Raw genomic sequence first — 23964 nt, 5'->3', positions numbered from 1 at the left:
ATGGAGTCTTACCATGTACACATCGACCAGAAAAGCCTCGACTGCTCGCGGTACGCCACCTGAAGCATTCGACCCCGCCTTGCTGGCAGAGGAAATTGCCAGGCAACTGCGTCTGTCTCCCGGACTGCTCGCTGAAGACGCCAACCTGTTGAAGCTGGGCATGGACTCGATGCACCTGATGGCCTGGCTCAATCGGTTTCGCCGCCAGGGTTTCAAAGTGACCCTCAAAGACCTCTATGACCAGCCGACGCTGCACGGCTGGCAGCAATTGCTGGGCACTGCGGCCATTCATAACGATACCGCCGAGACTGTTCGGAAAGATCAGGCACTGCCACTCATGAGTGGCGGCCAGCCCTTCGCGCTGACCAGCGTGCAGCACGCCTATCTGGTAGGGCGCTCCAGCGAGCAGCCATTGGGGGGCGTCGGCTGCCATCTGTATCAGGAGTTCGATGGCCACGGCCTGACACCGCAGGTACTGGAAGCGGCGATCTATCGACTGATCGAACGTCACCCGATGCTCAAGACGCGATTTCTGGCCAACGGTCGTCAACAATGGCAGGCGCGTTCGGCATGGCCGGGTCTCAAGGTTCATGATTTGCGTGACAAGGATGACGCGTACCGCCAGCAAAAACTGTTGAAGCTGCGAGAACAGTTGGGGCATCGGCGTCTGAATGTCGAGAACGGCGAGACCTTCGATTTCCAGCTGTGCCTGTTGCCCGACGGGCGGAACAGACTGCTGGTCAACATTGACCTGCTGGTCGCTGATGCCGCCAGCTTCAATCAGTTGTTCGAAGAACTGATCGCGCTGATCGACGAACGCCCGCTTGCGCCCTCGCCCGTCGATTACGATTTTTGCAGTTACCTGGCACAGCTCGAACGCGATGGTCAGACGCGCATCCAGCACGCCAGAACCTGGTGGCTCGAGCGTCTGGACGACCTGCCCCTCGCACCGATCCTGCCACTGGCGCAGGACCCCGAGCGCATCGGACAGGTGCGCATCTGCCGCCGGCGCGGGCAGCTGAATGCCACGCAGTGGCAGGCGTTCAAAGACCACGCCGGAGCCGCCGGCGTTACCCCGACCATGGCGCTGGCCACACTATTCAGTGCGGTGCTGGGACGCTGGAGCGGGCAACAATCGCTGCTGCTCAACCTCACCCTGTTCGACCGCCAGCCTCTGAACCCTGCGGTCGCCGGCATGATCGCCGACTTCACCAATATCCTGACGCTGCCAGTGAACTGCTGCGGGCAAACCTTCGCTGAACTGGCGCGGGCCAATCAGCAGTCGTTTGCCGAGGTTTACGAACACAGCGCGTGGTCCGGGGTCGAGGTGCTGCGCGAGTTGAAGAAACGCCAGCGCCATCCGCACGGTGCGCCTCTGGTGTTCACCAGCAACCTCGGCCGCCCGCTGTTTGGCGAAGCCACGGAGGACACGCTGGGTGCACCCGGCTGGGGCATTTCCCAGACCCCACAGGTGTGGATCGACCACCTCGCGTTCGAGCATCAGGAGCAGGTCTATCTGCAGTGGGACAGCAATGACCAGCTGTTTCCCGAGGGGCTGACCGAAACGCTGTTCGACGTCTACTTCGAGCAGGTAATGGCGCTGGTGACAACCCCCGCGCAGTGGTCACGGCCTTTGCCGGAACTGATGCCCTCAGCCCAGCGGGCTGTCCGCGAACAAGCCAATGCCACCAGGCAGCCTCTCCCTGAGGGTTTGTTGCACGACGCGATTTTCGCCCAGGCAGAACGTACCCCGCAGGCTACCGCACTGATTCAGGACCAGCGGCGGGTGAGCTTCGCCCAACTGGCCGATCAAGCCAGCCGGCTGGCAGGCAGCCTGCAGGCCCTGGGCGTCGAAGCGGGCGAAACGGTTGCTGTCAGTATGGCCAAGGACATTGGTCAGATTATCTGCGTACTGGGCATTCTCAAGGCGGGTGCGATCTATGTGCCGGTGCCACCGGACCAGCCATTGGCGAGGCGCATCGGTATCTATGCAGGGGCCGGGGTGAGGTGCGTGCTGACCAGCGCCGATGAGCCTGAGGAGCGCGACATCGGCAATGCCCTGACCTGGCAGCAGGCAATCCGCAGCGAGCCGCTTCGGCACCAGGTGCCGGTCAGCGCACAACAGCCGGCCTACATCATCTACACCTCGGGTTCGACCGGCGAACCCAAGGGCGTGGTGATCAGCCACCAAAGTGCCTTGAACACCTGCATGGACATCAGCCAGCGACATGGCGTCGGCCCCGAAGACTGCGTGCTGGCCCTGTCGGCGCTGCACTTTGACCTTTCGGTCTATGACATCTTCGGTGTACTCGGCGCAGGCGCTTCACTGGTGCTGGTCAACGAACAGCAACGTCGCGACCCGGCGCTGTGGTGCAGGCTGATTGATCAGCATCGCATTACCCTGTGGAACAGTGTGCCCGCCCTGCTGGACATGTTGCTGACCTACAGCGAAGGCTTCGATCTGCACATTCCGGCGAGCCTGAGGCTGGTCATGCTTTCCGGCGACTGGATCGGGCTGGACTTGCCGGAACGCTATCACCGGTACCGCGACGATGGCCGGTTTGTCGCCATGGGCGGCGCGACGGAAGCGGCGATCTGGTCCAATACCTGCACGGTGAATCGGGTAGAGCCGCACTGGCGCTCGATTCCCTACGGCCAGCCGTTGGCCAACCAGCGCTATCGCGTGGTCGACGAACTGGGACGAGACTGCCCGGATTGGGTAGCTGGCGAGCTGTGGATAGGCGGTGTGGGTGTTGCCCAGGGTTATTTCAATGACGCCGAACGCAGCGCCCGCCAGTTCGTCGACGTGGCCGGTGAGCGCTGGTATCGCACGGGCGACATGGGGTGTTACTGGCCGGACGGTACGCTGGAATTCCTTGGCCGTCGCGACAAGCAGGTCAAGGTCGGTGGCTACCGCATCGAACTGGGTGAAATCGATGCAGCGTTCAACCGGCTCGAAGGCGTCAAGGCAGCCGTCAGCATGGCACCGGGCGACCGGGAAAGGAGTCTGGTGGCCTTCGTCGTGCCGAACGGTGCCAGCCTTTGCAGCGCCGTGGAAGCCGACCCGCTCACACCGTCCAGTTACGCTGACTGGCTGAGGCCCGAAACCGCAGCGACGGATGCCACGGAGGGTCTGCTGGCCAATTTTCTGGTCCGGCACCTGGCACTTAATGGCGTACACCTCAACGACCCTGTCAGCACCGCTACGGTGGTGCAGTCCTACGGTTGCCAGGAACACTGGCAACCGTTGCTGAACCGCTGGCTGGAGTGGCTGGCCGCACAAGGCCACCTGCAGCGCGATGCCGAAGGCGCGTGGCGACTCAGCCACTCCGCTACGAACACAACGCCGCACGACGATTCTGCCTATGCGCTGACAGAAGCCCTGCATGCGCACCACGACACATTGCGCGACATACTCCATGACAAGCGCAGTGCTCAGACCCTGCTCGAGCATCCTTACTGGGCTCCCGAGCAATTGCTGATGCATGCGTCCGGCAGTCGCGAAGCCCTCGACGCGCTGGCAATCTCGCTGGCCGATCTGAGTCGTCGCCTGCAACGCCCGGTACGACTGATCGAAGCCAGTGCCCGCAGCGCCGTGACCGGGCTGTTCTTGCTGGAGCGACTCGACGCATCGCAGGTGCAGTACACCGCCCTTGATGCGTCACAGGCAATGGTCCTCAAGGCAGGCGAACGTCTCGCAGGTTTCGCGCATGGCAGTGCTCTCCGAGACACCGACAGTGCGCGTCAGACGCTTGCCCACAGCGCCGACGTGCTGCTGATCAACAATCAACTGCATCGCATTGAAACGTCGCAAGCAGCGCTCGCCCGATGGATACGTCTCTGCGCACCTGGTGCTGCGATCTGCGTGCTGGAACTGGCTCACTCCTCGGCGCTGAGCTTGATCAGCGCCGACCTGCTCAGCCACGGTCACAGTGCAGCAGCACAGTTGCGCGACCCCGAACATTGGCAAGCGTTACTGACCCAGGCCGGACTGACCCCGCACGGAATGGACCGACTGGGCACCATGCAACGCCTGATCCTGCGCGCACCCGACGCGCTGTATCGCCCTGACCCAGCCCGGCTGGCCCAGGCGCTGGCCAACGAACTGCCCGGTTACATGATCCCGCAACGCCTGCACTTTCTCGACGCACTGCCACTCACCGCCAACGGCAAGATCGACCATCAGGCACTGGGGCAGTTGTGCAAACCAGCCAGTGCACATCCCGATCAGTATCAAGCGCCCGAGACCGCTCGCGAACAGGTGGTGGCGCAGCTCTGGCAGGACCTGCTGCAAACCGGCGCACTGCATCGCCACAGCCACTTCTTTCAGCTTGGCGGCGACAGCCTCCTGGCAACCCGGCTGATCGGTGAACTGGGCAGCCACGGCTACCGCGCCCGGCTCGATGATCTGTTCAACTTTCCCGCCCTGCATGCCTTTGCCGCAACATTGGTGGAAGAGTCGCGGCCAACGGCCAGGCTTGAGCATGACCCGACAGGCCGATATGAGCCGTTTGCCCTGAGTGAAATACAACAGGCTTATCTGGTCGGGCGTCAGTCAGGGTTTGTGCTGGGCGGTGTGGGCGCGCATTTCTTTGTCGAGTTCAGCGTCGAACGGCTTGATATCCCGTTGTTTGAAAATGCCTGGCAGCGGCTCATCGAGCGTCACGACATACTGCGTGCTGTGGTGCGTGACGGCATGTTGCAGGTTCTGCAGCAGGTGCCGGCGTTCATTCCTCGACGTCACCGGGTGACCACACTGGATGGCAGCGAAGCAATCGCACTGCGCGAACGATTGTCCCATCAGGTGCTCGATGCCGTGCAGTGGCCGCTGTTCGATGCGCAAATAGTCGAAGACGGCAGCTCGCACAGCCGGATATTTATCAGCCTCGACAACCTGCTGCTGGACGGCATGAGCATGCAGATCCTGCTGGCCGAGCTCGAGACGTTGTACCTGCATCCCGAGCAAGTGCTGGCCCCTGTCGATATCGGCTTCCGCGACTATCAGCGCCTGCGCGCCAGCCTGCCGCCCTCACCCGGTGCTCAGGCGTACTGGCAACGGCGTCTCGATGATCTGCCGCCAGCACCACGTCTGCCGCTGCGTTGCGCGCCGGGCGACGTCGGTACGCCACACTTTGTGCGCCTGGCCGAGCGTCTGCCCGCCGCCTGCTGGGAACGTCTGAAAGACCAGGCCCATCGGCATCAGTTGACGCCTTCGGGGCTGCTGCTCAGCGCTTTTTCCGCAGTGCTGTCGGCATGGAGCAGTCAGCGAGAGCTGAGTCTCAACCTGACCCTGTTCGACCGTCAACCGCTGCATCCGCATATCGACCGGGTGCTGGGTGACTTCACCTCGCTGTTACTCCTGGCCTGGCAGCCCGTCGCCGACTGGATAGGCAGTGCTCAGCGCCTGCAGCAGCGGCTGTGGCGCGATCTCGCCCAGCGCGATCACTCTGCGATCCGTGTCATGCGTGAACTGGCCAGTCGCCACGGCATGGCTGCGGCGCAAATGCCGGTGGTCTTTACCAGCGCACTGGGGTTCGACAAGGGCCGTTTCATGGCCCAATCGTCATGGCTCAAGCCGGTCTGGGGTATTTCGCAGACCCCGCAAGTCTGGCTGGATCATCAGGTATACGAGTCCGAAGGCGATCTGTGCCTGAACTGGGACGCGGTCGAGGCATTGTTCGAACCGAGCGTCCTGCGCAGCATGTTCGATCAGTACCTTGCCCTGCTCAACCGCCTGGCCAATGAACCCCAGGCCTGGGCCCTGTCATTGGAACAATTGGTTACCCCCGGACAGCCTGGTGCGGGTGTGGCGATGTTGCCACGCATTCAGCCGCTGCTTCATGAGCCTGAGCAACAGGCTGATGAACAGATTGTCGAACAGATCCGGCATGCCTTTCAGGAGGTGGTCGGTCTGAAGTTGCATGACTGCCGACAAAACTTCTTCGACGCAGGTGCCAGTTCGCTCAAGCTGGTGCAACTGCATGTGAAGCTGACCCAGCAGGGCCATCGGCATTTGCAGGCCACCGATCTGTTCGGCTACCCCAACGCCCGAGCGCTGGCGCGGCACCTGAGCCGGACGCAACCGGCAAACGATGCGCGGGAACAACCCCGGCACGCCCAGTTGACGCAGAGAAACGCCAGAAGGTTGCGGCGCACCGGAGGCGGGTCATGAGCCGCTACCTGCCCTATTGGTGTTACTACCTGCACCAAGGCATGCTCACCGCACTGATGTTGCAGGGTGTGGTCGGTTATTTCCGCCATCAGGGGCTGGATCTGGCCAGTCTCAGCCTACTGTCACTGACGTTCCTGCCCTGGATAGCCAAGTTTCTCTGGGCACCCTGGTGCGAGCGTCATAGCCTGGCACTGCGTGGCAATCACTACCTGGGCAGCCTGGTGCTGTTGCAACTGGGTATGGCGTTGACGCTGTTGGGGATAAGCTTTCTGGCCCCTGAGCACTCACTCTATCCGATCATGGCCGGGCTGATGCTGCTGGCGCTATTGTCCGCCAGTCATGATATCTACGCCGATGGCATCACGATCACGACCTGCGACGCCGCCAGCCGTCCGTTTGCCAACACCGCGCAAGTGGGCGGCAGTTACCTCGGCATAGTGTTCGGTTCATTTGTGTTCCTGTTTCTGGCCGAGCGCTGGGGGTGGCGTATCGGTTTCATCGGCATGTCGATGGTCTCGCTGCTGTTGTTGCTGCCGACGGGATTGCTGCCGGCCAGCAATAGCATTGAAAAGCCGGCGGTCAAGCCAAGGCTGGATCGCAGCAGCTTCACTGCGCTGTGGCCGGCCTTGTGCCTGACAGCCATTTACTACCTGGCAATGCGCGGACTGATGGCGATTCAGACCGTGCTGTTGATGGACAATGGCCTGGGCCTCGCCGAGCTGGGTATGGCTTCGACGCTGTACAGCACAGTCGCCAGTGCCATCGGCGTATTGCTCGGCGGCTGGATGGCGAGGCGCTTCGGTGCCTGGCGGTGCCTGCTGCCGGCCATGTTGCTGCACGCGCTCATTGCTCTCGCGGCAGCACTTGGCGCACGTATCTACGACCTTGCTGCATGGCTGACGCTGTTCAGTCTGGTCAATATCGCCGCCGCGATTGGCTTCGTCACCCTCTACAACCTGCTGATGGGCGTGGTCCGCCCGCACCAGCCGGCCTCCGATTACGCCCTGCTGCAGTCGGTCGATGCTGCAATTGCCATGCTGGCATCGATCGCAGCTCTGCAGTCGGCTCATTACCTGGGCTATCCGCCACTGCTCGCGATACTGGCGAGCATTGCCTTCATCTGCCTGTGGCCTGCCCGGCACCTGTGTCGCCGCCTTGAGCGCAGCACGCCTGCCAGCCCGTCTTCCACGCCTGCACACGAGGTCCTCCATGCCCACCTTTGAAGAAACCTACGGCACCAGCGAGCCCATTGCGGTCATCGGCCTGGCCTGCCGTTTTCCCGAAGCCCGCGACAGTGCCCAGTACTGGCAGAACCTGCTGACCGGTCGCGAGTGCAGCCGCCACTTCAGCCGTGAAGAGCTGCTCGCCGCAGGACTGTCCGCGGAACTGATCGATAACCCGGACTTCGTCAATGTCGCCGCGGTGATTGACGACGCAGACCGCTTCGACGCCGCGCTATTCGGCTACTCGCGTCAGGAGGCGGAATCCATCGATCCGCAGCAGCGGCTGTTCCTGCAAATCGTCTGGCATGCCTTGGAACACGCCGGCTTCGCACCCCGCGAAGTCGCGCATAAAACAGGCGTATTTGCCTCGGGACGCATGAGTACATACCCGGGCCGAGACGCTATTCGCGTCACCGAAGTCGCACAGGTCAAGGGCCTGCAGGCGCTGATGGGCAACGACAAGGATTACCTGGCCAGCCGCGCCGCCTACAAACTCAACCTGCGCGGCCCTGCGATGAGCGTGCAGACCGCGTGCTCAAGCTCGCTGGTCGCGGTGCATATGGCCTGCGAGAGTCTGCGCAGCGGCGAATGCGAGATGGCCGTGGCGGGTGGCGTAGCCGTGTCGTTTCCGCAACAGGCCGGCTACCTTTACCAGCCAGGGATGATTTTCTCGCCGGACGGCCGCTGCCGCCCTTTTGACGCGAGTGCCCAGGGTACCTTTGCCGGCAACGGCGTCGGTGCCGTGACCCTGCGTCGACTGGAAGACGCTTTGCGTGACGGCGATCCGGTGCTGGCGGTACTACGTGGCAGCGCGATCAATAACGACGGTCATCACAAGGTCGGCTACACCGCTCCCTCGGTGGTCGGTCAACGTGAAGTCATTGAGGATGCCCTGCTGCTGGCCGATATCGACTGCGCCAGCATTGGCATGCTCGAAGCACATGGTACCGGCACCCCGCTCGGCGACCCCATCGAGGTTCAAGCGCTGCGCGATTCGTTCGCACGACGCACGGATATCGGTGGATGTGCCCTGGGCTCGGTGAAAGGTAACCTTGGCCATCTGGATACTGCCGCCGGCATCGCGAGCCTGATCAAGACTATTCTGGCGGTCAATCATGGGCGTATTCCGCCAAGCATCAATGTCGAGCAGGTCAACCCGACGCTGCAGCTTGAACAGAGTCCGTTTTATATTCCTACCCAGGACCGGGCATGGCCAGCAGGGCCGCGCCGTGCCGGTGTGTCGTCATTCGGCATTGGTGGCACCAACTGCCATGTGATCGTCGAAGCCCTGCCCGACGCATTGCGCGCACCATGCCCGAAAGCGCAGGCCAGTGCCCTGTTGCTCAGCGCCGCCAGCCAGCACTCGTTGCGCCAGCTGGCGGGCCTTTACGCCGAACGTCTGTATGCCGCAGACGCTGCCGCTGACCTTGCACACACGGCGCTGCATGCCCGGCAACTGGACCTGCCGTTCCGTCTGGCGGTGCCGTTGCACGAAGAAACCGCCCCGGCGCTCCAGGCGTTTGCCCAGGGTGGCAGCGATGCCTTGCTGTATGAAGGCCAGCCAGGCCAGGGCGCGCAGGTCTGGCTGTGCAGTGGTCAAGGCAGTCAGTGGGCCGGGATGGGCAAAAGCCTTTACGGTCAGTCGAAAGCCTTCAGCGAGAGCCTGGACCGCAGCTTTGCAGTCTGCGCCGCGCACCTGCAACCCTCGTTGCAGTCGGTCATGTTCGGCGAGCACGAAGCGCTGATCGACCGCATGGATTACGCGCAACCTGCCATCGTTGCCTTTGAAGTGGCCATGGCAGCTCACTGGCGCGAAGCGGGTATGACCCCGGACCTGTTGATCGGCCATTCGGTAGGTGAGTTTGCCGCGGTGGTCATCGCCGGGATTTATCGGCTGGAAGACATTTTGCCGCTGGTGATCGCCCGTGGCCGGTTGATGAATCAGTGCGCGGCGCAAGGTTCAATGCTCGCGGTATTCTGCGACGTGGCAACACTACAGCCTCTGGCGCTCGAACATGGCGTGGAAATCGCCGTGCACAACGCCGAGCAGCATCTGGTGGCCTCAGGTGACCGTCACGGCATCGATGCGCTGGCGCAAGCGCTGCAAGAGCGACACGTTCGTCATAATCGCCTGAGCGTGGCGGGCGCAGCACATTCTCGCTTGCTGGAGCCGATTCTCGATGAATTCCAGCAGGCCAGTGCGGGGCTGCGCGCGGCCCCTGCGAAAGTACCGCTGATCTCGACCCTGACCGGCCAACCCCTCGCCCAGGCTGAACTGGAACGCGGCGATTACTGGCGCAGGCACCTGCGTGAACCGGTGCGCTACCACCAGGCGCTGACTCATGCAGTGCAAACGGGCCTGACGATCGCACTGGAGCTGGGTGCCGATGCACCGCTGACCGGGATAGGCACGCGTCTGGAACACGCCGGTGTGCACTGGATCGCCAGCGCACGCCGACACAAACCGCACACCGCCGTCCTGCATGACAGCCTGTTGCGCCTGTTCGCCGCCGGTGCCAGCTTGCCCTGGCGCACCCTGCTGCCCTCGGTCGGCACGCGTGTCCAGGCTCCGCTGTATGCCTTCGATGAACAACGCTACTGGTGCGATGCGCCGCAGCAGCCTGTCGCGACGACGCAGGATCTTTTGCTGGAAGCCGGTCGCAAGGTTGCGTTGCAGGAAGGTGCCCACCTGGACCTGCCACGCCTGGAGCGCCTGTATCAATGTGTGACCCGCCTGCATGCGATCTATGTTGACCAGATGGTTCGCCAGTGTGTTCAGGACACCATCGACCGGGGCGTCGACCCGCTGAGCATTCTGCGCGGCGGTCGGCTGTTGCCACGTCATCGGCAACTGCTGGTGCGGTTGCTCAATGCCTGTGTCGAGGATGGCTACTACGCCAATGAGCGCGGCCTTTATCGAAGCGCCAGACCCGTGCCGCACGGGCAGTACCCGACATTGCTCGCAGAACTGCGCAGTTGCTGCGAAGGGCTGGACGTGATCGCCGACACCGTTGAGCGGGCAGGCGAGCAACTTTTCGCCATGATGAGCGGAGCCGTCGAGCCAGTCTCGGTAATTTTCCCGGAAAGCGCCTCCAGCGGCGTGGAAGTGCTGTATCAGCAATTCAGCTTCGGCCGTTACTTCAACCAGATCGCAGCAGGCGTGGTCAGCGGGCTGATCCGCGAACACCAGCAGTCCGGACGCGGCCCGCTGCGGATTCTGGAAGTCGGTGGTGGCACAGGAGGCACCACGGCCTGGCTGCTGCCGGAGCTGAGCAGCGTCGCCGATGTACGTTATTGCTTCACCGATATATCAGCGTTGTTCAGCCGTCGTGCCGAAGAAAAGTTCAGCGAATACGACTTTGTCGAGTACGCCCTGTTCGATCTGCAAAAACCTGCCGCCGAGCAGGGTTTTCCAGCTGAACACTATGATCTGATCGTCGCCGCCAACGTGATCCATGCCACGCAGCATATAGGTCATACGCTGCAAAACCTGCGACCGTTGCTCAAGCCGGGTGGCGCTTTGCTGATGCGTGAAATCACTCGCCCGATGCGCCTGTTCGATTTTGTCTTCGGTCCGCTGGTATTGCCGCTGCATGACGAGCAGGCACGTGGCGGCGAGTTGTTTCTGTCCACCGAACACTGGCAGCAACAATGCATGGAACACGGCTTCGCACGCCTGGACTGGCTGCCTGACGATGGCAGCGCCACCTCCGGCATCAGCGAACACATCCTGCTGGCGCGGACTCAGGCAGCGAACATTGCGCACGCCCCGCTCAGTGTCGGTCGCGACAGCGGCAACGCGGTACTGGGCAGGCAGCTCGGCGAACACTTCTATCAACCTGACTGGACGGATTGCGCAGGCCAGCCGCAGCGCTGGCAGACCCGCTTGCAGCACGCATGCGAGCAACTGGCGGCGCGCTACGGCGATACGCGTCGCACGCCGGTATTCGCCCGGAGCGTACCGCTGCCCGAATCCTTGGCAGACCTGACCCTGCGCTGGAGCGCCGACCCGTTCGGGGTTGCACGGGTCGAACTCGGACATTGCAACAATCAAGGGCTTTGGCAGCTACTGGGCAGCGCCGATAATCAGCCTGCGCCCCGCTCTACGCTGCCCGCGCCGCAGACTGCCGTTGGCACCCATTACACCTGGCAGTGGACAGCGACCAAGGTGCCCGATACGTCGAATGCGCCGCTGTGCATCGAACCGGCCAGTGTCCGGGCGGCCCTGGCCGAGGCTGGTATTGCCCATGACCCAAACGCCACAGCGTGCCTGCTGATCGTCGAGGACGGCACGCTGGCAGAAGTTGCCAGCCAGGTGCTCAAGGCCTTGACCGCCACTGACCACCCCTTGCTGGTGGTAACCCGCAACGCCTGGTCACCGGGTACACATCGCACTGTATGTCCCGAGCAACGAGCGCTGTGGGGGTTGCTGCGGGTTGCCTGTGCCGAACAACCACAGCGCGCTCTGGCTGTCATTGACCTGGACGGCAGCGACTGGCAAGACCTTCTACCAGGCTTGAGCGCTGCGCAGAACGGTGAACGCTGGATTGCGGTGCGCCAGGGTGTCGCACAAGTGCAGACACTGAGCGTCCAGCCTCATCAGAGCGCAAGCCTGCCTGCGCAAAGTTTCAAGGACACTGGCTGGCATATCGTGACCGGCGCATTTGGCGGACTGGGTCGTCTGAGCACTCATTGGCTGATCGATCAGGGGGCATCGCGGATCGCCCTGCTCGCACCGCGCTGTCCGCATGATGGCGAACAATGGATCGATACGCTGCAACAGCAATACGGCTGTGAAATACGCTGGGTAGTCTGTGATATCAGCGACCAGGCTGCGCTGGCGACCTGCCTCGACGAACTACACGCCGACGGCGGCCTGAGCGGCGCGATTCACAGCGCCGGCCTGCTGGACGACACCCCGCTGAGCAACCTCGACGCTGCGCGCATGCAACCGCTGTTGCAGGTCAAATGCTCGGCAGCCCGCCAGTTGCAGGCTGCACTTGCCGACCAGGGTCGCTACCTGCTGCTGTATTCCTCCGCAGCCGCCAGTCTGGGCGCAGCTGGTCAAGGGGCTCATGCACTGGCCAGTGCCTATCTGGACGGGCTCGCCGAATCGCAGGTCGACGCCCGCCTGCACACCGTCAGTATTGCCTGGGGTGCCTGGGGTGAAACCGGACGCGCAGCCGACGATAAACTGCATGCCCGGCTGGCGCAGGGCGGCATGGGTACGCTGACAACCGGCGAAGGCCTGTGGCACCTGGAACAGGCAGTCATGCGCGGTGTGCCGTGGCATCTGGCGATGCGCATAGACCCTGAACGCATCGACCCGCGCCGCCGATTGCTGACGCAGACTATCGAGCAACCCGTGACTCGTTCGCCCATAAAAGGCTCTTCCCGGAACGATGCTCTCCCCGCACCCGGCATGACCGGCGATCGGCAGGTCGATCAGCAGGCGCTTAGCCAATGGCTAAGCGCCTGCATCTGCCGTCAGTTGCGCCTGAGCCCTGACGCTGCACCCGCGCAGCATCAGGATCTGATGCAGTTGGGTCTCGATTCGTTGCTGTTCCTTGAGCTGAGCAGCGACATCCAGCGCCAACTGGGCATTCGTCTGGATGCCGGAGAAGCCTATAGAGACCTGAGCATTCGCGGCCTGAGCGCACTGTTATTGTCGAGTACAGGGAAAACGGCGGCTGCCGACAGTGCCCCTTCAATCGTGCCGCAGCCTGACAGCCGTTTCGAGCCCTTCCCACTGACGCCGATCCAGCATGCTTACTGGCTGGGTCGTACCGACCTGATTGATTACGGCGGTGTGGCCTGCCATGTGCTGTTTGAATGGGACAAGGCATATGCCGATTTTGACCTGGGCCGCTTCGAGCACGCCTGGAACGCTCTGATCGCTCGCCATGACATGCTGCGCATGGTGATCGACAGTGACGGCCGTCAGCGCATCCTGCAACACACACCCTGGTATCACCTGCCACGTAACGACCTGCGCGAACTGCCCGCGGAACAACAGCAACAACGCCTGCTCAGCATCCGTGAAGAGATGTCTTATCGTGTGCTGCCCAGTGACTGCTGGCCGCTGTTCGAAGTCACGGTCAGCGAACTGGACGCCGGGCGTTGCCGCCTGCACATGAACCTTGATCTGTTGCTGTTCGATGTGCAGAGCTTCAAAGTGATGATGGACGATCTGGCCATCGCCTACGCCGGTCAGGCACTCGATCCTCTCGAACTGACCTTCCGCGACTACGTAATGGCTGACCTGGCGCAGCGCGACAGCCTGCAATGGCGACAGTCCTGGCGCTACTGGCAGGACACCCTCGAGCAACTGCCTGGCGCGCCGCAACTGCCGCTGGCAGACGAACTGCCCAAGGGCCAGCCACGTTTCCGGACCGTTCAGGCCCGCCTCGACGCATCGCGATGGAACCGCTTCAAGGCGCACTGCCAGCACCTGGGCGTGACGCCCTCTGCCGCGCTGCTGGCGCTATTCGCGCAGACCCTGGAAAGCGTCAGCCGCACTCCGGAATTCACCCTCAACCTGACCTACTTCAACCGTAGAGCCTTGCACCCGCAGGTTCAGCAACTGATTGGCGACTTCACGTCAGTGCTGTTGATCGATTTCCAGTTGGGACACGGTGAGAGCCCGAGCCAGGTCATGATCGACACACAGGCACGACTCTGGCAGCGCCTGGCACACACCGCAGTGAACGGCGTAGAGCTTATGCGCGAGCTCGGACGCCGCCAGGGCCATACCCGTCAACCAGCGATGCCTGTGGTGTTCACCAGCATGCTCGGCATGTCGCTGGACGGCAAAGCCATCGATCAGGCCATGACCTCGACCCTCGGCGACCCGGTGTACGTTTTTACTCAAACGCCGCAAGTCTGGCTTGACCATCAGGTGATGGAAATCGACGGTGAGCTGGTGTTCAGTTGGTATTGCATGGAGGACGTGCTTGCCGACGGCTTGATTGACAGCCTGTTCCAGACCTATTGCGACCTGTTGAAAACGCTGGCCGACCAACCGCAAGGCTTCGACCGCCCGCCCGAGCTGCCGCGCCATGACTGGTCGGTAAACCTGGACGGCGAGCGTTTTGACCCGCAACTGCTTGAAGCGCAATTGCGCCGTGCGCCGGGTGTGCAGACCGCGCGCGTCAGTGTCGATAGAGAAAAACGCACCCTGCTTGGGGAGTTGCTCAGCCAGCAGCCGAGTACGGTCGATGATGGCATTCATGCACCGCTGCCACTGCCACTGCCACTGCCACTGCCACTGAGCGAATTGCCGCGGCTGAGTGAAGGGCAACGCCAAGAGGTTGATCTGACCTGGCAGGCCCTGGAAAGCCGTGCTCGCAAGGGCATTCTGAGCACCCTGCAAAAACACGGACTGTTCAGCGAAGCCGGTCAGCGCCATGACCTGGCGCAGGTGATGACTCGGCTGGGAGCGATGCCGCAATTTGCGGGACTGTTGCGCCAGTGGCTGGCGATGCTTTGTCAGCAAGGTCACTTGCAAAAGGAAGGACAGCATTATCTGGCCTTGCCACATCAGGCTGCTAATGGCTATGGCGAAACACTTCCCGACGCCGAGTGGAGCCAGACACTCGGCACGTATCTTGACGCCTGTATCGAGCAGCACCCAGAACTGTTGCGTGGTGATCGTTCGCCGTTAAGCCTGTTGTTCGGTAACAGCGATGCCGTTGTGAAGGCCCTCTACAGCAACAACCCGGTGCTGCACTGCCTGAACAGCGCACTGGCGCAGACCGCCAAAGCCCTGGCAGGAACGCGACGCGACTTGCGAGTGCTGGAGGTCGGTGCGGGCACCGGCGCGACAACCCGCCATGTGTTGCCGATGCTCGAAAGCCATCTGAGTGAATACCGCTTTACCGATGTTTCCAGCCTGTTCCTCACCCAGGCGCGGGAAGATTTCGCGGCCTGGCCGCAGCTGACCTGCTCGATTCTCGATGTCAACCAACCAGTGGATTTCAGCCAGCACCCGGCGCAAGGCTACGACCTGGTGATAGCGGTCAATGTGATGCACGACGCCGCGCATGTCACACGCTCGCTGAAGCGTCTGCACCGTCTGTTGCGCAGCGGCGGACATCTACTGTTGCTGGAGGCCACCGAACGTGACAGCGCGCTGCAACTGGCGAGCATCGGTTTTATCGAAGGACTGAGCAACTTTGCAGACGAACGCAGCGAGGACGACAAGGCCATGCTCGATCTGCCGCGCTGGCGCAGCGCTGTGCAGGCGTCGGGATTCAGCTGGGTCATGAACTGGCCGCAACGGGCTGACGACAGCATGCGTCAGCACTTCATGCTCGCCCGTGCCGAAGGCGTCAGCCATCTGGACCTGGCTGCCGTGGCTGAACAGCTGGAGCCACATCCCGCGCAATGGCCCCTGACCTTGCGTCAGGTTGAGCATGTGTTTACTGCGCCTGCAACCAGACAAACTCCGCAACAGGCCGGCGAATCCACGCCGCGTCAGGACGTTGATCCGGTACTGCAGGATGCTGTCTTGCAACTCTGGCGGGAACTGCTCGGGCAAGACATTGACGCCGACAGCAACTTTTTCCTCAGCGGCGGCGACAGCCTGATTGCCACGCGCATGATCGCTCGCCTGAACCGCATGGGGCATTCCGCAAGCAGCCTGCGCAACCTGTTCGATAACCCTCGGCTGAGTGATTTCTGCTCCACGCTGGCCAGCCCCAGCGCCCTGACCGATGACAACCCTCTGGCACTGGTCAGAGGTCGCAACGAACGTGCGCTGTTCGTCTTCCATGCTTCGGATGGCGAAGTCAGTGCCTATCTGCCGCTGGCAAAGGCGCTGGACATGCAGGTATTCGGCCTGCACGCGACGGATGCTCTGGGCAGCGACTCGCTGAAGGCGCTGGCCGCTCGGTATCTGCAGGCGATTCGTCGTCAACAGGCCAGCGGGCCCTATGTGCTGCTGGGCTGGTCTTACGGCACGTTCGTGGCCGAAGAAACTGCGCGCCTGCTGCGGCACCAGGGCGAGCAGGTCCGCCTGATTCTCCTCGACCCGGTCTGCCGTCAGGACTTCAGTTTCGAGGATCGCCCGGGCCTGTTGCGCCTTATGGCCGAGGGCTCGAAAGGCATTGCACTGCCTGACGATCTGGAACGGTTGCCGCCCGCTGAACAATTGAACGTCTTCATAAACAGCGCCACGCAGGCCGGCGTGCTGAAAAACCCACCGCAACCGCAGCAGGCCGAACAGTGGCTGCAACGCATCGAGCACCTGATGAAGCTGCTGGCGCAACACCCGCAGCCACCACGGCTGGACCTTCCCTGTCTGTGGCTGAGCGCCGAAAGCCGTCCGCAGCACTGGCGACCTGCAGAGCAGGACTGGCAGGACCGGGCTGCGACGGCACACCGCGAATCGATGCCGTGTGATCACTGGCAACTGTTGCTCGACAGGGATCAGGTCCAGCGTACTGCGGCGTCGATCAGCGCCTGGCTGGCCGCCACTCAATAAGGAGAGTCACCCATGAATACACCATTGAAGGTGCTTATTGTCGGCGCCAAGTTCGGAGAGCTTTACGTCAACAGTTTTCTCGTCGAACGGCCCGGCTTGCAACTGGCCGGGCTGCTGGCCAACGGCAGCCCACGTGCCAGAGCGCTGGCCAATGCGTTTGGCATAGCGCTGTATACCGATGTCGAGCAACTGCCGGACGATCTGGATATTGCCTGCGTGGTGGTGCGCTCGGCCGTGGTCGGCGGGGCTGGCGGGCAATTGACCGACAGCCTGCTGCGGCGTGGGCTGCATGTCATTCAAGAGCACCCGGTACACCCGGATGAAATCGGCCGGCATCAACAACTGGCCGCCCGAATGGGCTGTCAGTACATCGTCAACAGTTTTTACCCGCACACCGATGCAGGCCGCTGCTGGACAGGGACAGCGCAGCGCATCTCGCGGCTGCTCGACGGCCGCAGGCCCAATCTGGCACAACTGACCACCAGTCGACAGCTGCTCTACTCGGGCCTGGACCTGCTGTTTCAGGCACTTGGCTGTGATCTGGCAGGACACGTCAGTGTCAGCCGGCTCGATTGCGACGATGACTTTCATACCCTGTCGCTGAACCTGCCGGACAGCCGCGTGCTGCTGCGCCTGCAAAGCTGGATGGCGGCCGATGATCCCGACCTGCACAGCCTGGTCATGCATCAGTTGAACCTGGCGTGGCCCAGCGGCTACCTTTCGCTGGATGCCAGCTATGGGCCGGTAAACTGGACACCTGTGCTGCATGCCGAAGCACATGACGATGATCGGCAGACCCTGTACACCAGCAAGGCCGACTATCTGCAGCAAGCCACCGCGATGCCGTTGCACCCGGCAGCGAGCCACTGGCGAAGCGCTCATGAAATCGAAGGCCCCGCCGGGGTCGGCTGGCTGCTGCAACAACTGTTGGCAATCCTGCAGGGCCAGCCCCGTATCGACGGGCTGCAGGCTGATTATCAGTTAGCGGTGGCCAGACTCTGGCAAGACATCCTGCGCTGTGCCGGACCTGCCGAACAGCGCACGGTCAGTAAGCCGCCGATCATCGATGCCGTGCAACTGCGGGCGGAGGGTTGATCGCATGGGGATGTTGCGACCGTTTCTGCAAACAGATCAGTGCCAGAACCACATACTGCTGTGCCCGTTTGCCGGTGCCAGCGGCGGAGCATTTCACAACTGGCGCGGGCTCGACGAACCGGGCCTGGACCTGACGCTGGCGATCTACCCGGGCCGCGATCAACGTATGCACGAACCTTGTCTGCGTCATGTACAACCTCTCGCCGAAAGCCTTGCTACCGAAATTCAGACGATGCCAGCCACACAACGCCAGCCCCTGATACTGGCCGGGCACAGCATGGGCGCGCAGGTTGCCTTCGAAACCTGTCTGTTGCTGGAACAGGCAGGCACGCCGCCCGCAGGACTGGTGTTGTCGGCCTGTCATGCCCCCCATCTAAGCGGCAGGCGCCTGCTCAGTCACCTGGACGACCAGCGCTTTATCGAACAATTGGTGGCCATCGGTGGTGTCAGCCAGGCGCTGCTGGCAAACCCGGACCTGCTGGCACTGTTCATGCCCTTGCTGCGTGCCGATTTTCAAGCCACGGAAAGCTATCACCGTCCGTTGCATCCGAGTCGTCAGCGCCTGCAGACGCCGACCCTGTTGCTGCATGGCAGTCACGACCCCGAAGCCGATCAGGACGAAGTCAGTGCCTGGCAGCACTGGCTGTGTGGCGAATCTCAGCAACACGTCATGGCCGGCGATCATTTCTACCTCACACAACGCCCCAGAGCTTTCGCCACGCGCGTGCTGACGTTCATCGAGCAGAGCATCAGCCCTTTCCATCCGTAACGGGAAACACCATGCACACCGAACATCTCTTTGCAGACCCGCTACACGCCTTCGCCGATCAGACCCTCCCGCAACGCCTGCGTCGATGGGCGAGCCAGCACGGCGCACGTACCGCGCTGGTCGCAGGTGCTGTGCGCCTGAGCTATGCGCAACTGGACCTGCAAGTCGACCGTCTGGCCGGGGGCCTTTCAACGCTGGGTATCACGGCCGGTGACCGGGTCATGCTGCAGTTGCCCAACGGTGTCGGCTTTGTCCGTGCATTCTTTGCCACGATGAGGGTTGGTGCAGTGCCCGTATTGGCCATGCCCACCCAGCGTGCAGAGGACATCGCGGCCCTTTGCCGATTGGCCGAGCCGGTGGCCTACCTGATTCCCGATCGCCTTCGGGACTTCGATTTTCGAGACATGGCCGCCGAAATTATCGAACACCAGCCCTCACTGATGCATGTCATCGTCGACGGCGAACCAGGACCGTTCAAAGCGATGTCGGCGCTGGATGCGCCCTGCCCGGCCGATCCCATGACAGACCCGCGCGACATGGCCCTGCTGCTGCTTTCGGGCGGCACCACGGGCACCCCGAAACTGATCCCGCGCAGCCATGCCGACTACGCCTACAATTTTTCCCTCTCGGCCAGACTTTGCGAGCTGGACAACGACAGCGTGTACCTGGCGGTGCTACCGACCGCACACAATTTCACCCTCGCCTGCCCCGGCGTGCTTGGCAGCCTGGCCGCAGGTGCAACCGTGGTGCTGAGTGACAGCGCCAGTTGCGACGTGGCCATGCCGTTGATACAGCGTGAAGGTGTCACCCATGTGGCGCTGGTTCCGCCGCTGGCGCAGCTCTGGGCTCAGGGACGCGACTGGGAAGACAGCGACCTGTCCAGCCTGACGCTGCTACAGGTCGGAGGCTCGCGACTCGACCCGGCACTCGCTACACAGGTACTCGAGGCACTGGACTGCCGAGTGCAGCAAGTGTTCGGCATGGCTGAGGGCCTGCTGTGCTACACCCGGCCGGACGATCCGCTGGAGGTCGTGCTCAACACTCAGGGACGGCCGCTGTCGCCGTTCGACGAGGTTCTTCTGGTCGATGCCGACCTGCACGACGTTGCTCCCGGCCAGACCGGCGAACTGCTGACCCGCGGCCCCTACACCATTACCGGGTATTACCAGGCGGCAGAACACAACGCGCGCAGTTTCACCCGCGAGGGCTACTACCGCAGCGGAGACCTTGCGCGCTGGACGCCGGACGGCAACCTGATCGTCGAAGGACGTATCAAGGAGCAAATCCAGCGCTGCGGTGAAAAGATCTCGGCGGCACTTATCGAAAATCACCTTACTGCCCTGCCTGACATTGAATCGGCGGTGGTGATCGCCGTGCCGGATTCGCTGCTGGGCGAGCGTATCTGCGCGTTCATTCTGGGCGACAAGCCAACGGGTGCAGCGCAGCACATTCGCGACCAGTTGCATCTGCACGGGCTGGGCGAAAACAGCCTGCCTGATCAGTTCGAGTGGGTTGCTGCGTGGCCACTGACGGCCGTGGGCAAGATCGACAAACGCCAACTCGCCGTTCTGGCCCAGTTAATCCGGGAGTAACCCATGAGTGTTGTGAAGTCTGCACCTGAATGCGAAAACCTCGGCGATATACGTCAGGGCATTGATGAGCTGGACCGGCAGATTGTGCACATCCTTGCCCGGCGCCTGACCTATGTGCAGGCCGCTACCCGCTTCAAGGCCAATCGACAGGCTATTCCGGCACCCGAGCGGGTGCGCGCAATGCTTGAAGAACGACGCCAGTGGGCCAGCGATGCCGGCTTGCCCGTCGATGAGACTGAGGACTTCTTCAAGGATCTGATCCACTGGTTCATCAACCAGCAGATCACCCATTGGCAACTGCTGAACCCGGAGGATGAGTCATGAATCGACTGCCGTCGTTCAGCGGTCTGCAGGAGTGCCTGCAGACCGCCCGGGCGCAAGTCAGCTCCCGTCAGCTTCGAATCCTGGCGTCGTTTTCCACACCCTCGCCTTGCGTCGAACCGCTCGGATTATTCGCCGCCAATCGCGAGCAGGTTCAACCGGCTTGCCTGTGGCGTGTGCAGGCACAGGATCGCTATCGTATCGGCCTTGGCCTGGCGCATGAGTTCAATGCCGGGCCTGCGGACAGTTGGCAGACGCTGGAAAAACGCTGGCGGGACATGGCAGCGACTGCGGTGGTGCACGGCGAACATCGCCCTACCCTGTTCGGCGGGTTTGCCTTCGACCGACGGCAGCCTGCGACACGGCTATGGCGCGACTTTCCCGAGGCGGCATTGACACTGCCGCGCTTCGAACTTCATGAATCCGATGGCCGGACGCAACTGATCGTCAATGTGCTGATTGATGAGCGCAGTGATTGCGGGCAACTGGCCAGAATGTTGGCAGACGAATGGACTGGCATTCTTCAACGGCCCTTGCCCGGTGGACCCGGGGCAATGGATCGATTCGTGCGTTTGTCCATGGCCCATCTATGGAAACAGGACGTGCTTCACGCGGTCGGCCGGATCAATCGTGGCGGACTGAAAAAAGTCGTCCTGGCCCGCTCTCAGAATGTTCCCGTGGCCAATCCGCTGGAGCAGGTCATGCAATACCTGACGCTCAGGCAGCCCAATGCCTACCTGTTCGCGTTCGCTCGTGGCAGCAGTTGTTTTCTGGGTGCATCGCCTGAATGCCTGTTGACCGTGCAAGGCGACCAATTGCAGACCATGGCCCTGGCAGGCACCGCGCCACGCGGAACGACCAGCGCCGACGACGTGCGCCTGGGTGAACAACTGCTGGCCAGCGATAAAGACAACAGCGAACACGCCATGGTGATCGACTGCATCAGACAGGGTCTGGCTGAACATTGCCTGGAACTGGACATTGCCCGCCGGCCTCGACTGCACAAATTGCCGCATATCCAGCATCTGCTGACCCCTGTCAAAGCGACCCTCGCCTCGAATGCCAGCCTTTTGCAGATCGCCCAAAGCCTGCACCCGACTCCGGCAGTCGGCGGCCTGCCGCGCCGTGAGGCGCTGGACTATATCCGCAGCCATGAACAACTCGACAGAGGCTGGTACGCAGCGCCGATCGGCTGGCTGGACGACCAGGGCAACGGCGAGCTCGCGGTCGCCCTGCGCTCGGCATTGCTGAACGGACACAGAGCTACCCTGTTTGCAGGCTGCGGGCTGGTCAGCGGTTCCGAGCCGGAAAGCGAGTACCGGGAAAGCGATCTGAAAATGCAAACCATGAGGGAGGCATTGGGGGAGTCGTCCAACGAAGCGTTATGGATGTAACCGAACGCAGACTGCCTACCTGACCGACGCCGCGCCCTGCAGAAAAAACTGGATCAACAGCGCGCTCATCCCCGCGCGCGCCACGCGGCCACGGCGTTCGGCGTCGACCAGGCCGGACAGCAGCGACGCGAACATCTCGGTAAGAACAGTGGCACTGATGTCGATTCTGAACAGCCCTTCGCGCTGGCCGCGTAGAAAAAATGTGTCGAGGGCGTCGGAGTAAGGCAACCAGCGGCCACCGCCGGAGCTTTCGTCAAGCGAGTCAGGACGCCACTGAAACACCAGGAAAACCAGCATTTCGCGGTGCATGAGGTGGTTGTCCACCAGCCGCTGAAACGCTTCGAGCGGTGGAGCGTTCTGCAGGTCCGCGTCGACGACCATTTGATTCATCAGGTCCGAGGCGTGATTGAGCAGCATCTCCACGAGGTTGGCACGAGTACCGCAAAAGCGGTTGAGTGTCGCTTTGCTTACACCAGCCGCCTGAGCGATATCCTTGAGCGTACCGTTGGAGTGGTCAACCAGCGCAACGGCCAGGGCCTTCAGAAATTTGTCGTCAGCAGCAGGTAATTCCATTGGGGTACGTCTTCAACTCGTATAAGTGGCGGGCAGCGCATTGTGCAGAAACATCGCTGAGTTCTCAAAGCACCTACACAATTAGTCACTAAAGTCTCACATGAGTCAATATTGACTCACACCTGTACACAGTGGATCATTCGCGGCTTTAGCATCTGATGGGCTGCGGCCGGGTGAATGATGAGTAGTTTGAGCGAATGGCGTGTCATGCCTGCGATAGCACTGCTGGCCGCATTGGGTCTTGCCGGGTGCGAACAGAAACAGCCGCAGGATCATGCTGCCTCTACGGCCCCCAAAGAAGTGGAAGCCATCACCACCAAAGCCGAATCGTTCACCGTCGTTGACGAACTGCCGGGCCGTATCGAACCGGTTCGTGTGGCGCAGGTGCGTGCCCGTGTGGCCGGTATCGTGTTGACCCGCAACTTCGAGGAAGGTGCCGACGTGAAAGCGGGTGCGGTGCTGTTCCAGATCGACCCGGCACCGTTCAAGGCCGCGCTGTCCAAGGCTCAGGGGGACCTGGCACGCACCGAAGCCACGCTGTTCGAGACACAGGCCACGGTTAAACGCTACGAATCGCTGGTGGAAATAGAAGCCGTGAGTCGCCAGACCTTCGACACCGCCCGCTCCGCACTGCAAAACGCCATCGCCGCTAAAAAATCCGCACAGGCTGACGTGGAAACGGCCAGGCTGGACCTTGGCTACGCCACGGTCAAGGCACCTATTTCGGGGCGGATAGGCCGCGCAATGGTCACTGAGGGCGCATTGGTCGGTCAGGGCGAAACCACGCTACTGGCAACCATTCAGCAACTCGATCCGGTCTACGCCGATTTTACCCAGCCAGTCGCCGACGCCTTGCAGATGCGCGCCGCTATCCAGGAAGGTCGCTTGCCCAAAGGAGGAGAAGGCGCGTTGTCGCTGAGCGTCGACGGCAGCGATTATCAGAGCACCGGCACCCTGCTGTTTACCGATGTCGCCGTCGACCGAACGACCGGCCAGGTCTTGTTGCGGGCCCGTTTTGCCAACCCGGGAGCGGTATTGTTGCCGGGCATGTATGTGCGGGTGCGCACACCGCAACGTGTCGACAGCAATGCCATTCTGGTGCCCCAGCGGGCGGTCCAGCGCTCCAGCGACGGCGCAGCACGCGTGCTGGTGATTGCCCGGGACGGCACGGTCGAAGCCCGCCCGGTCAAAACCGGCGCGATGCAGAATTCGCGCTGGCAGATCACCGAGGGTCTGAAGGCCGGTGAACAGGTCATCGTCGGCAACATGACCGGGCTCAATCCCGGTGACAAGGTCGCCCCCAGATCGCCATCCGCTCAACAGCAGGCCAAAGCGCAATAA

The 23964-nt window shown here is 62.2% G+C and carries 9 protein-coding genes and 1 pseudogene; 9 read left to right on the top strand and 1 reads right to left on the bottom strand.

What is annotated here, in order from left to right; genetic code table 11:
* The first annotated feature begins 13 nt into the window (after positions 1–13).
* From ALO80_RS17215 to ALO80_RS17180, 8 genes and pseudogenes are all read left to right on the top strand, one after another.
* Entirely contained in the window at positions 14–6172 is a 6159-nt protein-coding gene (locus ALO80_RS17215) for a non-ribosomal peptide synthetase (RefSeq protein WP_055009868.1), read from the top strand.
* The gene (locus ALO80_RS17210) at positions 6169–7395 is read left to right on the top strand and encodes an MFS transporter (RefSeq protein WP_055009867.1); all 1227 of its coding nucleotides are present in this window, start codon (positions 6169–6171) and stop codon (positions 7393–7395) included. Before ALO80_RS17215 ends, ALO80_RS17210 begins: the two co-directional genes overlap by 4 nt.
* Positions 7382–16895: pseudogene (locus tag ALO80_RS17205) on the top strand (SDR family NAD(P)-dependent oxidoreductase). The gene ALO80_RS17210 and the pseudogene ALO80_RS17205 overlap by 14 nt, the downstream one beginning before the upstream one ends.
* Complete coding sequence (locus ALO80_RS17200) at positions 16892–17974, top strand: Gfo/Idh/MocA family oxidoreductase (RefSeq protein WP_055009865.1); 1083 nt, start codon at positions 16892–16894, stop codon at positions 17972–17974. Before ALO80_RS17205 ends, ALO80_RS17200 begins: the two are co-directional and overlap by 4 nt.
* 4 nt (positions 17975–17978) lie before the next feature.
* A complete protein-coding gene (locus tag ALO80_RS17195; RefSeq protein ID WP_055009864.1) occupies positions 17979–18743 on the top strand; it encodes a thioesterase II family protein in 765 nt (254 codons plus the stop codon).
* 11 nt (positions 18744–18754) lie between these two features.
* Positions 18755–20335, top strand: a complete 1581-nt coding sequence (gene ybtE, locus ALO80_RS17190) for a yersiniabactin biosynthesis salycil-AMP ligase YbtE (RefSeq protein WP_055009863.1) — start codon at positions 18755–18757, stop codon at positions 20333–20335.
* 3 nt (positions 20336–20338) lie between these two features.
* Positions 20339–20659: an isochorismate lyase gene (locus tag ALO80_RS17185; protein WP_054988058.1), complete on the top strand. Its 321-nt coding sequence runs from the start codon at positions 20339–20341 to the stop codon at positions 20657–20659.
* Positions 20656–22050 (top strand): isochorismate synthase, encoded by a 1395-nt coding sequence (locus tag ALO80_RS17180; protein ID WP_055009862.1) that lies wholly within the window; start codon positions 20656–20658, stop codon positions 22048–22050. Before ALO80_RS17185 ends, ALO80_RS17180 begins: the two co-directional genes overlap by 4 nt.
* Before the next feature lie 15 nt (positions 22051–22065).
* Here the strand turns inward: ALO80_RS17180 and ALO80_RS17175 are convergent, their stop codons facing one another.
* A complete protein-coding gene (locus tag ALO80_RS17175; RefSeq protein ID WP_055009861.1) occupies positions 22066–22623 on the bottom strand; it encodes a TetR/AcrR family transcriptional regulator in 558 nt (185 codons plus the stop codon).
* A 180-nt stretch (positions 22624–22803) separates the two neighbouring features.
* On the opposite strand from ALO80_RS17175, the gene ALO80_RS17170 reads away from it, so the two are divergent.
* Positions 22804–23964: an efflux RND transporter periplasmic adaptor subunit gene (locus ALO80_RS17170; protein WP_055009860.1), complete on the top strand. Its 1161-nt coding sequence runs from the start codon at positions 22804–22806 to the stop codon at positions 23962–23964.

The organism is Pseudomonas caricapapayae (assembly GCF_001400735.1).
Lineage (GTDB): Bacteria > Pseudomonadota > Gammaproteobacteria > Pseudomonadales > Pseudomonadaceae > Aquipseudomonas > Aquipseudomonas caricapapayae.
Note: the sequence above shows the minus strand (reverse complement) of the source record. Positions and strands in the feature narration are given on the sequence as shown.